This is a genomic window from Dermatobacter hominis (assembly GCF_020715685.1).
Taxonomy (GTDB): domain Bacteria; phylum Actinomycetota; class Acidimicrobiia; order Acidimicrobiales; family Microtrichaceae; genus Dermatobacter; species Dermatobacter hominis.
In genome coordinates this window covers 3,198,498-3,210,550 of sequence record NZ_CP085840.1, presented here as the reverse complement: position 1 = coordinate 3,210,550, position 12,053 = coordinate 3,198,498, and the positions used below count along the sequence as shown (strand labels likewise).

Here is a 12,053-nt window from a genome sequence, read left to right as displayed (position 1 = left end):
CGCACACGGGCGTCGGCCCGGCTGCCACACTGTCGGCCATGCCCACGGCCGACGGCGTCGCGACGCGACCCAACCAGCGCGACCACATCCTGGACACGGCGCTGCGGCTGATGTCCGAGCGCGGCGCGAAGGGCATGACCATGCGCCAGCTCGCCGCGGCGTGCGACCTCCAGGTGGCGGCGATCTACCACTACTTCGAGTCCAAGGACGCGCTGCTCGCCGCCGTCGTCGCCGAGCGCCAGTACGGCAGCCGGATGTCGGACCAGTTCCCGATCGATCCGTCCGATCCGCCCGCCGACCGCTTGCGCGCCCTGTTCCGCCACGTGTGGGAGGGCGCGCTCGAGGAGCAGGCCATCTGGCGGCTGCTCATCAGCGAGGGCATGCACGGCGAGGCCACCGTGCTGCCGGTCGGCCAGGCGCTGATCGACCTGCTCGAGCCGGCGACGACCGCGTGGATCGAGACGACCGTGCCCGAGGTCGAGGACCCGGTCACGGTGGCCCGCCTGATCGTCGGGCAGCTGCTCACCGGCTTCGTGCGCCACGTGTTCGCGCCCGACACGGACCCTGCCGAGATCGGCGCCCTCTGCATCGAGCCGGTCGTGGCCACCGTGTTCGGCGCCGACGCCTGACGCGCCGGGATTCAGCCCTTCAGGAACGGTTCGACGCGATCCTTGGGTCGGCCGATGATCGCCGTGCCGTCCTTCACCAGCACCGGACGTTGCAGCAGCTCCGGGTGCTCGGCGAGGACGTCGGCGACCTGGTCGGGGGTGGCGACGTCGGCGTCGGACAGCCCGAGCTTGGCGAAGTTGGCGTCGCGGCGGACGAGGTCGGTGGCCGGGTCCTCGAGCTCGCCCAGCAGCTCGACGATCTCGTCGCGCGTCGGCCGCTGCGCCTTGAGCAGGTAGCGGCGCTCCTCGACGTCGACCCCGAGGTCGGCGGCCACGCCGACGGCGTACTTCGAGGTGCTGCAGTTCGGGTTGTGGAAGATCACGACGTCGGCCATGGCCGCGCACCGTAGCGGGCGCGCCGTCGCGACCGCTCCGCTCCGACGGCCCGCATCCGGGGCCCTCGGGCTCTGCAAGGATCGCGGCCCATGACCGACATCGACGCGCTGATCGCCGACATGACGCTGGCCGAGAAGCTGGCCCAGCTCGGCTGCGTGTGGTCCACCCAGCTGGTGGACGACAGCGGGTTCTCCGACGACGCGGCGCGGCGCCTCCTGCGCGACGGCACCGGCCAGGTCACGCGCATCGCGGCATCGACCGGGCTGCGACCGCAGGGCCTCGCGGTGTTCGCCAACGAGATCCAGCGGTTCCTCGTCGAGGAGACCCGGCTGGGCATCCCGGCGATCATCCACGAGGAGTCGGTCGCCGGCTTCTGCGCCCGCGATGCCGTGCAGTTCCCGCAGGGCATCGGCCTCGGCGCGACCTGGGACCGCGAGCTGCTGCACGAGGTCGCCGACCACATCCGCACCGAGATGGTCGCCGTCGGCGCGCGCCAGAGCCTCGCCCCCGTGCTCGACATCGCCCGCGACCCCCGCTGGGGTCGCGTCGAGGAGACCTACGGCGAGGACCCCGTGCTGGCCGGAGAGCTCGGCGTCGCGTACGTGATCGGGCTCCAGGGCAGCGCCGAGCTGCGGCGCCCCGGTGCGGTGGAGGCAGACGCGGACGACCAGCCGACGCTGCAGCCGCGCGCTCGCGACGGCGTCATCGCCACCGGCAAGCACTTCCTCGGCTACGGGCTGCCCGAGGGCGGGCGCAACCACGGCCCGGTGCAGCTGGGCTCCCGCGAGCTGCGCGAGGTGTTCGCCGAGCCGTTCGCCGCCGCCATCCGCGACGCCGGCCTGAGCTCGGTCATGAACTCCTACTCGTCGGTCGACGGGCTGCCGTGCGCCGGCTCGGCGATGATCCTCATCGAGCTGCTGCGCGGGGAGCTCGAGTTCACCGGCACCGTCGTGGCCGACTACTTCGCGGTCGACCTCCTGCGCACGTTCCACCGTATCGCGCCGACCAAGGGCGTCGCCGCGGCCAAGGCGCTGCTGGCGGGGATGGACGTCGAGCTGCCGGCGCTCGACTGCTACGCCGAGCTGCCGCCGCTCGTCGAGGCGGGAATCGTGCCCGAGCAGATCGTCGACGCCGCCGTCCGGCGCGTGCTGGCGCAGAAGGTGGCGCTCGGGCTGTTCGAGGACCCGTTCGTCGACTCCGACGTCGCGCCGGCCGCGTTCGGCACCCCGACCGGGCGGGCGCTCGCCCGGCGGGCGGCGGTCGAGTCGATCGTGCTGCTGACGAACGACGGGACCGTGCCCGTGGATCCGGCCTCGCTGTCGGGCCGCACGATCGCCGTCATCGGTCCCGCGGCCGACGACGTCCGGCTGCTGCAGGGCGACTACCACTACCCGACCCACCTCGAGATCATCTACGGCGGTACGACCGACGACGGCGGGCTGCTCCCGCAGGCCGGCGGCGCCTTCGCCCCGGGCCCTCACTACCCCGAGTCGGTGACCCCGCTCGCCGGCATCGCCGCCGCGCTCGAGGGGACCGGCGCGACGGTCGTCCACGAGCGGGGCTGCGCGACCACCGGCGACGACCGGTCCGGCTTCGACGCGGCGGTGGCCGCCGCGGCGTCGGCCGACGTCGTGGTGTGCTGCGTCGGGGGGCGGTCGGGGTTGGTGCCCGACGCGACGGTCGGCGAGGCGCGCGACGCGGTCGACCTGGCGCTGACCGGCGTGCAGGAGGAGCTGGTCGAGGCGCTCGCGGCGACCGGGACCCCCGTCATCACCGTGGTCGTGTCCGGCCGGGTCCACACGCTCGCCCGGGTCGAGGAGGCGAGCGCCGCCACGCTGCTCGCCTGGGTGCCGGGCCAGGAGGGCGGCGCCGCGATCGCCGACGTGGTCCTCGGCGTCGAGCCGCCGGCCGGTCGCCTGCCGGTCAGCCTCCCCCGCCACGTCGGGCAGCTCCCGGTCCACTACAACCACCGCGCCGGTGGCGGCTCGAGCGCGTTCTGGGGCGACTACACCGACTCGCCGACCTCGCCGCTGCACCCCTTCGGGTTCGGGCTGTCGACGACCACCGTCGGCTGGTCCGACCTCGTGGTCGAGGCGGGCAGCACGACCGAGCCCACGACGGCCACGGTCACCGTGACCAACACCGGGTCGCGGCCCGGCGTCGAGGTGGTCCCCCTCTTCGCCCACGACGAGTCGGCCTCCGTGGCCCGGCCCGACCGGCAGCTGGTGGGCTTCGCCCGCGTGCCGCTGCCGGTCGGCGAGTCGCGGCGCATCACGTTCACGGTGCACCCGACGCGGCTGGCGTTCTTCGACGACAGCTTCGACTTCGTCTGCGAGCCCGGCGCCTTCCGCTTCGAGGTCGGCGGCTGGGCCGGCGCGCCGGCACGCACCGCGACCGTCGACCTCGGGGGCGAGGTCCAGGAGTACCGGCAGGTGCAGGTCGTGGCGACGGCGGTCCACGTCGACGAGCGCTGAGCTCCCCGGGCGCAGACGGCGGGGCGGGGTCTAGCATCGGTCCACGCCGCCGGCGGGACCATGACGGCGACCACCTCCGGGAGGTCCGATGAACCGCCACGTCGTCCCCACCACGCTCGTCGCCGCCGCACTGGCCCTCGCCGCGTGCACCGCCCCGCCCGGTCCGGGCAGCACGATCGACCAGCGGTCCGAGGCACCGGCCACCAGCACGTGGTTCATGTCCTGCCCGCACGACCTGCTCCGCGTGCAGACGTTCACCGCCGGGCGCACCGGGACGATGGACCGCGTCTCGCTGCGCGTGACCGGCCCCTTCGACCCCGGCTCGCCGCAGGGCCCCGCGACCGAGGTGGCGGTGGCGCTCAGCATCCAGACGGTCAACGGCGCGCACGCGCCGAGCGGGACCGAGATCGGCAGCGGTGACCTGCAGGGCCCGCCGTCCGGCGAGTGGGCCGACGTGCCGCTGTCCACGCCGGCGCCGGTCACGGCCGGGACCCAGTACGCGATCGTGATCCTGACGAGGACGGGCTGCCACGTCGGGTTCGGCCTGGTCGCCAACGACGACGACCCGTATCCGGGCGGCGCGGTCTGGACCACGACGGCCGGGTCGAGCGCGCTGTCGTTCTTCGCCGACACCGACCTCGGGTTCCGCACCTGGGTCCGCTGACCTCATCGAGCTCGACCGTGGGTGGGGCGCGAGCCGCCCGCGGTCGCGCCCACCGTGGGCCGCCGCGCGCGGGCGGTCGACGTCCCCGTCCGCTCGTGTGTCGGCCGGGTGAACTCCGCCGCCGCGGACTTTCACGCCACCCGGCGTTCACGTACCGTTCGCCCTGACGCGGGCGGCTGCGGGGGTCGTCCGGGAGGGTTCTGGGGAGCATCCATGCGTCGAACGATCGCAGCAGCCGTCGCCATCACGATCACCGCGCTGGTGGTGACCGCGTGCCAGTCGCAGGCGGTGATGTGGGAGCCGTGCGCCAAGGCCGCCGACGGCAACCCGTGGGGCACCGACGGCGGGTACGTGCTCGCCTGCAACGAGGGCATCTGGCAGCCGGTGATGACCGTCGGCGAGTACCTGCGGATCTCGCGCGGCGAGAAGATCACGATCGCGCCCGTGCCGACGCGGCCCGGCGGCGTCGTCGTGGAGCCCACGGTGCCCACGACCACGCCGACCACCACGCCGCCGACCACGACACCGACCGTCCCACCCGGCGGGCGGGCGGTCGACCAGAGCAACGACGGGGCGGGCGTCGGCGACGCCCTGATGACGTGCGACAACGAGTACACGCGGGCCCAGACGTTCACCGCCGGCCGCACCGGGACGCTCGACGGCGTCTCGCTCCGGACCAGCGGCACGGTGGCGGCGTCGGTCGTCATCCGACGGGTCGCGCTCGACGGCACGCCCACCGGTGCGCAGGTCGGCGCCGGCACCTACCGGGGCGGCTCGGGTGCGCAGTGGACCGAGGTCCCGCTCTCCAGCCCTGCCGCGGTGCAGGCCGGCACCGTCTACGCCGCCGTCGTCACCTCGGCGAGCGGTTGCTCGGGCGAGTGGTCGATCGCCGTGACCGGCGACGCCTACGCCGGCGGCACGTCGTGGTTCCGGGTGCCCGAGTCGGCGTCCTTCAGCCCGTCGGGCGAGGACCTCGGCTTCCGGACCTGGGTGCGCTGATCGGGCGCCGCCCGGCGACGTGTGACGTCGGGCGGACCAGCGTCGTGCGGGCGAGCGTCGTGCGGGTCAGGCGTCCAGGCCGAGCACCCGGCGGGCGTTGCCACGCAGGAACTTGGGCCAGACCTCGTCCTTCAGCGGCACGTCCGGCAGCTCGCTGAAGATCCGCTCGAGCGTGAGCCCCATGGGGAAGTAGCCGCCGTAGATGATCTTGTCGGCGCCGCGGGTGTTCGCGTAGTCGATGATCGCCTTCGGGTAGTACCGCGGCGCGAAGGCCGACGTGGAGTAGTGCAGGTTCGGCCACTTGAGCATGAGCTTCACCGCCAGCGCCTCCCACGGCTCGGCGCCGTGGCGCATCACGACCGTGAGCTCGGGGAAGAACCAGCAGACCTCGTCGAGGTGCTCGACCTTCTGGCAGGCCATCGGGACCCGCGGGCCGGGCACGCCCACGCACATGAAGATCGGGATCCCGAGCTCGCAGCACTTGGCGTACACGGGGTACCAGCGCTTGTCGTCGATCGGCACCTGCGGCGAGCACCCGGCGGGGAACGCGGCGATGGCGCGGAGCCCGACGGTCTCGTAGGTGCGGACGATCGCCTCGACGGCCTTCATCCCCTCGTTCGGGTCGACGCCCATCGACGGGAGGAAGCGATCGGGGTGGTTCTTGAGCGCTCGGTGCTGGTCCTCGGACCCCGAGCCGATCAGCGCGGTCTCGATGCCGTAGTGGTCCATCAGCGCGAGCGCGTGGTCGACCGGGTCCCGCTCCTCGAGCGCCGCCTTCGGCACGTCCTTGAACATGTACTCGACGGGGAACTCGAAGCTCTCCTTCGAGTCCTTGTCGCGGAGCTGCGGGGAGAGGAACTCGTACACCTTGCGGATGTCCGCGAAGGGGAGGTCGAACATCGTGTCCACGATCCCGAGACCCTTCGGCCAGGGCGTGTCCCCCAGCGGCTCGACCCCGGGTGCAGCTGTCGCGTCGTCGACCATCGGGTCAACGTAGCCGAAAGTGAAACCGCGTTCTAGTTCTGCACGGAGCGGTCGGGGCGCTCAGCCGACGGCCACCGAGGCCAGCCGCTCCGAGAGGCGGGCGAGGTGCGCCGCCACCAGCGTCGCGGCCTCACCCGGCTCCAGGTGCACCTGGGCGCCCATGGCCAGCTGCGACACGATCCCGGCCAACCGCTCGATCGAGTCGGCCTTCAGCTCCACCCGGCACCGCCCACCACCGAGGTCGCGCAGGTCGTCGCCGAGCCACCGGACCGACTCCGCCACCTCCGGGGCCGGCGCGTCGATGGTCACCGACAGCTGGTGCGCGGCCGGCATCGCGCCGATGGACCGCTCGACGAAGGAGGCTGCGTCCTCGGTCGGCAGCGTCCGGGGCGCGAACCGCGGGCCGGCCAACCGCGCGCCGGCGAGGCGGTCGAGCCGGAACGTCCGCCAGTCGTCGCGCCGGACGTCCCACGCCACCAGGTACCAGCGACGGCCGGCCACCACGAGCTGGTGGGGCTCCACGAGGCGGCGGGACCGCTCGCCGTCGCGACGCTCGTAGTCGAAGTGCACCTGCTCCGAGTCGCGGCACGCCTGGGAGAGGAGGGCGAGCGCCTCCGGGTCCACGAGGGGACCGGGTCGCGACCAGCGCAGGGCCTCCACGTTCGAGTGGAGCGCGACCACCCGTCGGCGCAGGCGGTCCGGCAGGACCTGCTCGAGCTTGGCCATCGCCCGGACCGAGGTCTCCTCGATGCCGTCGATCGGCGCGTCGGCCGCCCCGCGCAGACCGACCGCGATCGCCACCGCCTCCTCGTCGTCGAGCAGGAGCGGGGGCAGGTGGTTGCCCGCCGCCAGGCGGTAGCCGCCGGCCGTCCCCGGGGTGGCGTCGACGAGGTAGCCGAGCTCCCGCAGCCGCTCGACGTCACGACGGAGGGTGCGGGGGCTGACCTCGAGCCGATCCGCCAGCTCGTTGCCGGGCCAGAACCGGTGCGTCTGGAGGAGGGAGAGGAGCTGCAGCACCCGGGCGGTCGGATCGTTCATGTCGTCAGATTGCCCCAGCTTGCGGTCAGGATCTGTCCGCAACGCCGGGGAGGGTGCTCCTAAACCGATGCGGTCCCCGCCCCAGGAGACGGCACAGCCCGGAGGAGGAGCACATGGCACCCACACCGACACCGCTCGACGAGCGGCCGATCATCGAGACGAAGGGCCTGACCCGGCACTTCGGCTCGGGCCGCGGCGACGTGGTCGAGGCCGTCCGTGGGATCGACCTGCGCGTCGGCGCCGGCGAGCTCGTCGCGTTCCTCGGCCCGAACGGCGCGGGCAAGTCGACGACGCTGCGGATGCTGACGACGCTCCTGCAGCCGACCGCCGGCACGGCCACCGTCGTGGGCCGCGACATCCGAGAGGACCCGGCCGGCGTCCGCCGACGCATCGGCTACATCGGCCAGGGCAACGGCGCGGCGCACGCGCAGCGGGTGCGCGACGAGCTGGTCGTGCAGGGCCGGATCTACGGCATGGGCCGCGCGGAGGCCGAGCGCCGCAGTGACCAGCTGCTGGAGTCGCTGGAGCTCGGCGGCCTCGAGCGGCGCACCGTCTCGACGCTGTCGGGCGGCCAGCGACGTCGCCTCGACATCGCGCTCGGGATGGTCCACCTCCCCCGCCTGCTGTTCCTCGACGAGCCGTCGACCGGCCTCGACCCCCAGAACCGGGCCAACCTCCAGCACGTGGTCGAGCGGCTCCGCGTGGAGCACGGGACCACGGTCGTCCTGACCACCCACTACCTCGACGAGGCCGACGCGCTCGCGGACCGGGTCGTGGTCATCGACCACGGGACGGTCATCGCCGACGACACGCCCGAGCGCCTCAAGGCCGGCACCGCGGGCGACCGCGTCCGCCTCGTCGCGCCGTCGGTCGACGACGTCCCGGTCGTCGCCGAGGCGTTGCGCGGGGCCACCGGCGTCGAGCCCACGGTCGACGGCACCGGCGTCACGGTGCACGTCCGGGACGGTGCGCAGCTCGTCGGCGACGTGATCGTCGAGCTCCGCTCGCGCGGCGTCCGCATCGCCTCCACCGAGGTCGCCCGCCCGACGCTCGACGACGTCTTCCTCGCGCTGACCGGTCGCAGCCTCCGGGAGGGGGCGCCCGGCCACGACGCGCCGGGCACGCCCCCCTCGGCGGCCGCCGGACCCGACACCTCGCCCACCACCGACGCCGCCGCACCGGCGGCCACCGCCGAGACCGTGGAGGTCCCGTCATGAGCACCGTCACCAGCACCACCGACGTCCGGCCCTTCGAGGCCGACCCGCCCGAGCGGAGCTCGCTGCTCCGCGACACCGGGCTGGTCATGGGCCGCGAGCTCCGGCCGATCCTGACGAACCCGCTGTCGATGACGTTCAGCCTCGTCCAGCCGCTCGTGTTCCTCGCGCTGTTCGGCCCCCTGCTCGACCAGGTGGCCGGCGTGGGCGAGGGACCGGTCCTGCAGTGGTTCGTGCCCGGCATCATCGTCATGTCGGCCCTGTTCGCGACGTCGATGACCGGCTCGAACCTGCAGCTCGAGATGCAGACGGGTTCGCACGAGCGGATGCTGGTGGCGCCGCTGAGCCGGCCGTCGCTGCTGCTCGGCCGGTCGCTGAAGGAGATCGTCCCCGTGGTCGCGCAGGCCGTGCTGATCGTGCTCGTCACGATCCCCTTCGGCTTCCGCGCCGAACCGCTCGGGATGCTCCTCGGGCTGGCGATGATCGCGCTGTTCGGGGTGGGCCTCGGGTCGTTCTCGTACGCGCTCGCCGTGGCGTCGAAGGGCCAGGACTGGATCTTCTGGACCGTGCAGCAGATGCTGCTGTTCCCGCTGCTGCTGCTGTCGGGCATCCTGCTGCCGCTCGACGACGCGCCGGGGTGGATGTCGGCCCTGTCGGCGATCAACCCGTTGAGCTACGTCGTCGACGCCGAGCGCCTCCTGTTCGACGGCGTCGTCGGTCGCGGCGTCGTGCTGCAGGGCTTCGTCGCCGCCGGCCTGGTCGCCGTCGCCGGCGTGGCGGTGGGCATCCGCACGATGCGCAGCGGCACCGCCGGCTGACCTCGCCCCCGCCCGCTCTGTTCCCAGTTCCTGGGGTGTTCGCCCCAGCTCTCGGGAACAGAGCGGCGGCGCGGCGGCGGGTACCGTGACCCGGTGCGGCCCAACGTCCTGCTCGTCACCCTCGACCAGTTCCGCGCCGACTGCCTCGGCGTCGCCGGCCACCCGCTCGTCCGCACCCCGACCCTCGACCGCCTGGCGGCCGAGGGCGTCCGCTTCTCGCACCACTTCTCGAACTGCGCGCCGTGCGGTCCGGGGCGGGCGTCGCTGCTCACCGGGCTCTGGCAGATGAACCACCGGGTCACCGACAACGGGGCGCCCCTTGCAGCCGGACTGCCCACGCTGCCGGAGCAGCTCCGGACGCTCGGCTACCGACCCACCCTCTTCGGCTACACCGACACGACCTACGACCCCTCGACGTTGCCGCCAGGGGCGCCGGAGCTCTCGCACTGGGAGCAGCCGATGCGGGGCTTCGAGCTCGGTGTGCACCTCGACGACTTCATCGCCCCGTGGCTGGCCTGGCTCGAGGAGGAGGGCTTCGACGTCCCGCCCGCCGATGACTACTTCTCCATCTACGACCGGGTGGACGGGCCGGTCCCCGAGGGCCGGGGCGAGACCTGGGCGCCCCCGTCCTACGACGCCGACCACACCGAGTCGGCGTTCCTGACCCGCCAGGCGCTGGAGTGGCTCGGGCGCACGATCGAGACCGACGGCTCCGCCGCCGACGGCCGACCGTGGTGCGCCCACCTCTCGTACCTGCGGCCCCACCCGCCCTGGGTCGTCCCCGCGCCGTACAACGACATGTTCGACCCGGCCGACGTGCCGCCTCCCGTGCGCCACGCCGACGTCGCGGCCGAGGGCGACGTGCACCCGTTCATGGCCGCCGCGCTGGCCATCGTCCCCTCGCCGGTGCCGCAGCTCGACCAGGACCAGCTGCGGGCCACCTACTACGGGATGATCGCCGAGGTCGACCACCAGCTCGGCGTCCTGCTCGACGGGCTCGACGCGCTCGACCAGCGCGACGACACCCTCGTGATCGTGACGTCGGACCACGGCGAGCAGCTCGGCGACCACTGGCTGATCGAGAAGCTCGGCTTCTACGACCAGAGCTACCGGATCCCGCTGATCGTGCGGTGGCCCAGCATGGCGGGCAGCGCCGGGCGCGTCGTCGACGCCTTCACCGAGAACGTCGACGTCGTGCCGACGATCCTCGACGTGTGCGGCGCCGAGCCGCCGGCGTTCTGCGACGGCGCCTCCCTCCGGCCGTTCCTCGACGGGGAGCTCTCGGGCATCGACGCCCCCGACCGGTGGAGGGACGCCGTGCACCTCGAGTACGACTTCCGCATGCCGACGAGCCGGGTCGTCGAGGAGCTGATCGGCATCCGCCAGGACCAGTGCGCGATCAGCGTCATCCGGGACCGGGACGGCAAGTACGTGCAGTTCGGCGGCGACCTCCCGCCGCTCTTCTTCGACCTCGGGGGCGACCCGGGCGAGCTGTGCGACCGCGCCGGCGAGGCCGATCGCGCGCCGCAGCTGCTCGGCTACGCGCAGCGACTGCTGCGGATGCACCTCGAGCACACCGACCCCCGCCTGGCGAACCACCGCGCCACGCCGGCCGGCCCGGTGTTCCGGGCCGACCCGCCGCGCCCCTGATCGCGGGCCGACCGCGGCCCTGACGCCGCCCGGGCCGCCGCGGCGGCCGGCGGCGGTACGCTCCCGTTCCCAACGGGGGCACCGGGGCCCCCGATCGCGGACGGCAGGGGGACAGATGCCGAGCAGTGTGGGGTTCGATCCGACGTCGTTGCAGGGGAAGCTGCAGGCCTGGCTGGAGGAGCAGCTGCCCGACGCGGAGCACGTCACCGTGGCGGGATTGGACGCGCCGAAGGCCACCGGCCACTCGAGCGAGACCGTCCTGTTCGACGCCTCGTGGGACGAGGGGGGCGAGCACCACGAGGAGTCCTTCGTGCTGCGCACGGCACCCAGCGGCCACACGGTCTTCCCCACCTACGACCTCGGTCAGCAGTACGAGGTCATGCGCCGCGTGGCCTCGGCCGCGCCCGAGGTCCCGCTGCCGCCGCTGCGCTGGTACGAGTCCGACCCCCGCCACATCGGCGGCGAGTTCATCGTCATGGGCCGCGTCGACGGCGTCGTCCCGCCGGACCGCCTGCCGTACACGATGGAGGGCTGGCTCCTCGAGACGTCCACGCCCGAGGAGCAGCGGACGCTGCAGGACAGCGCGATCGACACGCTCGCCCGGATCCACCTCATCGACTGGGAGGCCGAGGGGTTCGGTCCCCTGCTCGACCGACCCGGCCTCGGCGCCACCGGCCTCGACCAGGAGCTGCGGTTCTACGAGGACTTCCTCGAGTGGGGCCGCGGCGACAACCCGCACGAGCGGTTCTACGAGGTCGCCCGGTGGCTCCGCGACAACCGGCCCGACCCGGAGCCGGCGCCGGTCCTGAACTGGGGCGACGCCCGCATCGGCAACATCATCTTCCGCGACCACCGCCCGGTGGCCGTCCTCGACTGGGAGATGGCCTCGATCGGCCCGCCGCAGGTCGACCTCGCGTGGTTCTGCCTGTTCGAGCGCTTCTTCTCGCAGGAGCTCGGCATGCCCAACCTGCCGGGCTTCGCCCCGATGGACGAGGTCGTGGCCCGCTACGAGGCGGCGACCGGGTTCGAGGTCGGCGACCTCGGCTGGTACACGGTCTGGGGCGCCTACCGCTACGCGCTCGTGATGATGCGCATCTGCCAGGCCGAGTCGATCGCCGAGATCGAGGGCTTCCCCGAGGACGACAACGTGGCGACGATCATGCTCGACCGCCTCATGGAGGAGAACGCCTGACGCGCTCGGCGCGGAG

General features: G+C 73.3%; 11 protein-coding genes. 8 read left to right on the top strand and 3 right to left on the bottom strand.

Going from position 1 to position 12,053, the window contains the following annotated elements; all coding sequences use genetic code 11:
• Positions 1–38 precede the first annotated feature (38 nt).
• Positions 39–629, top strand: a complete 591-nt coding sequence (locus LH044_RS15160; RefSeq protein WP_227756424.1) for a TetR/AcrR family transcriptional regulator — start codon at positions 39–41, stop codon at positions 627–629.
• A gap of 11 nt (positions 630–640) precedes the next feature.
• Here LH044_RS15160 and LH044_RS15155 read toward each other — a convergent pair whose 3' ends face one another.
• Positions 641–1,003: an arsenate reductase family protein gene (locus tag LH044_RS15155; protein ID WP_227756423.1), complete on the bottom strand. Its 363-nt coding sequence runs from the start codon at positions 1,001–1,003 to the stop codon at positions 641–643.
• Positions 1,004–1,093: 90 nt separating this feature from the next.
• On the opposite strand from LH044_RS15155, the gene LH044_RS15150 reads away from it, so the two are divergent.
• The 3 genes from LH044_RS15150 to LH044_RS15140 all read left to right on the top strand — a co-directional run bounded on the left by LH044_RS15150 (position 1,094) and on the right by LH044_RS15140 (position 5,141).
• Positions 1,094–3,478 carry a glycoside hydrolase family 3 N-terminal domain-containing protein gene (locus LH044_RS15150; protein ID WP_227756422.1) on the top strand — a complete coding sequence of 795 codons (2,385 nt, stop codon included), beginning with the start codon at positions 1,094–1,096 and terminating at the stop codon, positions 3,476–3,478.
• Between the two features lie 88 nt (positions 3,479–3,566).
• On the top strand, positions 3,567–4,142 hold the full coding sequence (locus LH044_RS15145; RefSeq protein ID WP_227756421.1) for a hypothetical protein: 576 nt from the start codon (positions 3,567–3,569) through the stop codon (positions 4,140–4,142).
• 213 nt (positions 4,143–4,355) lie between these two features.
• Positions 4,356–5,141, top strand: a complete 786-nt coding sequence (locus LH044_RS15140; RefSeq protein WP_227756420.1) for a hypothetical protein — start codon at positions 4,356–4,358, stop codon at positions 5,139–5,141.
• 66 nt (positions 5,142–5,207) lie between these two features.
• Here the strand turns inward: LH044_RS15140 and LH044_RS15135 are convergent, their stop codons facing one another.
• The gene (locus LH044_RS15135) at positions 5,208–6,125 is read right to left on the bottom strand and encodes an amidohydrolase family protein (protein WP_227756419.1); all 918 of its coding nucleotides are present in this window, start codon (positions 6,123–6,125) and stop codon (positions 5,208–5,210) included.
• A gap of 60 nt (positions 6,126–6,185) precedes the next feature.
• A complete protein-coding gene (locus LH044_RS15130) occupies positions 6,186–7,163 on the bottom strand; it encodes a helix-turn-helix transcriptional regulator (RefSeq protein ID WP_227756418.1) in 978 nt (325 codons plus the stop codon).
• 149 nt (positions 7,164–7,312) lie between these two features.
• Between LH044_RS15130 and LH044_RS15125 the strand changes: the two genes are divergently transcribed.
• The 4 genes from LH044_RS15125 (at position 7,313) to LH044_RS15110 (ending at position 12,037) form a co-directional block, all read left to right on the top strand.
• The gene (locus LH044_RS15125; RefSeq protein ID WP_374210630.1) at positions 7,313–8,380 is read left to right on the top strand and encodes an ATP-binding cassette domain-containing protein; all 1,068 of its coding nucleotides are present in this window, start codon (positions 7,313–7,315) and stop codon (positions 8,378–8,380) included.
• A complete protein-coding gene (locus tag LH044_RS15120; RefSeq protein WP_227756416.1) occupies positions 8,377–9,195 on the top strand; it encodes an ABC transporter permease in 819 nt (272 codons plus the stop codon). Before LH044_RS15125 ends, LH044_RS15120 begins: the two co-directional genes overlap by 4 nt.
• A gap of 93 nt (positions 9,196–9,288) precedes the next feature.
• Positions 9,289–10,845, top strand: coding sequence for an alkaline phosphatase family protein (locus tag LH044_RS15115; RefSeq protein WP_227756415.1), 1,557 nt, complete (start codon positions 9,289–9,291; stop codon positions 10,843–10,845).
• A 115-nt stretch (positions 10,846–10,960) separates the two neighbouring features.
• A complete protein-coding gene (locus tag LH044_RS15110) occupies positions 10,961–12,037 on the top strand; it encodes a phosphotransferase family protein (RefSeq protein ID WP_227756414.1) in 1,077 nt (358 codons plus the stop codon).
• The last annotated feature ends 16 nt before the right edge of the window (positions 12,038–12,053 follow it).